2 protein-coding genes are annotated in these 1,143 nt (G+C 33.2%); both read right to left on the bottom strand.

Annotation, left to right across the window (positions count from 1 at the left end; all coding sequences use genetic code 11):
• The coding region (locus ACYPZI_RS16000) for a hypothetical protein (protein ID WP_459603377.1) at window positions 1-340 on the bottom strand (340 nt) is incomplete at its 3' end.
• Window positions 341-489: 149 nt separating this feature from the next.
• Window positions 490-852, bottom strand: coding sequence for a hypothetical protein (locus ACYPZI_RS15995; protein WP_459603375.1), 363 nt, complete (start codon window positions 850-852; stop codon window positions 490-492).
• Between the last annotated feature and the right edge of the window lie 291 nt (window positions 853-1,143).

Below are 1,143 nucleotides of genomic sequence, written 5' to 3'. Positions count from 1 at the left end.
TAACAACATACTCTGCTCTAGATTGCCCGCCTCCTTTTCCAGGAACTGTTTTTGTCGTTTTTGAGAATTTGTCTCCAATTGTAGTTGTTGTTTTAGACTTGCTTACAGCTCTAGAAACATTTTCTGTTTTACCAACCACTTTAGCTGCATCTCCAGCTTTATCTAAAGCTTTAGCTCCTTTCGCTACAGCACTAACTCCTTTTGTTGCTGCTCCTCCTTTTCCTCCCGTTCCCAAATCTAAGACGGCTAGAGGTACTGCCGCTAATGCTTCAAGATAATTTCCTTGGTCTGCATTTGAAAAAACTGCGGCCGCTCCACCAACAGGTGTAATAGCTGTCAAAACATCATTGGCTGTCTCTATATTCTCTGCCGTTTCAATACGTTTTTGACTTGCATCTTCAAGTACAGCAGGGCTGTTTATTCCATTTATAACATAATCCCAATCAGAGCCTGCCTTAGCTGTGCAGGTTCTTGCTCTATAGTATTTTTTTACTTATTAATCAACTCATAATCTTTTGCTATAATCTTTATAGTACTTCCTGTAGAATTTAATTCTATCAAGAAAACTTTTAAATCTAAATTGTCCATTAAACCATTCCAGCTGGAATAGAAATTCGCTAAATCAACATCATTTTTTTCTAAGATTTTAGCATTTAAAATGCTTTCTTCTGCGACAATTCCAAAATTCAAATTTAATGAAGACCAATAAACATCTTTAAAAACCAATATACAAACACCTTCATTGATTAACTCCACCTCAAGTTGAATCTCATCTTTTTTCCCTGGATTTGAACGATCTATATAAATAGATTTAATAATAGAATCATGCCAATAAAAATCATTAAAATTCATAATATCTTATTTTGGAAGTTTATTAGGATCAGTATAATGTTTTCCTTTATTATTTAGATGAAAGCGGATTGAAAATCATTGCATTAACTACTCCGGAATAATATCATTGATATAATATATCTATTATTTCTTCTAAAATTTTACCCTCTTTTGTTAATTCATAATGACTTTGTTGCAACGGCAGTCAATCTGGTATTTTTCTTCACTATCGTAGCAAGTAAAATTAACTCACTTTGTAAGCATCGGGCATACCAATCCCGATGAATTTATTTAATGTCAAACATTTGAGTT

The organism is Dysgonomonas reticulitermitis (genome assembly GCF_054601275.1).
This window is presented reverse-complemented; position numbering and strand designations above follow the sequence as displayed.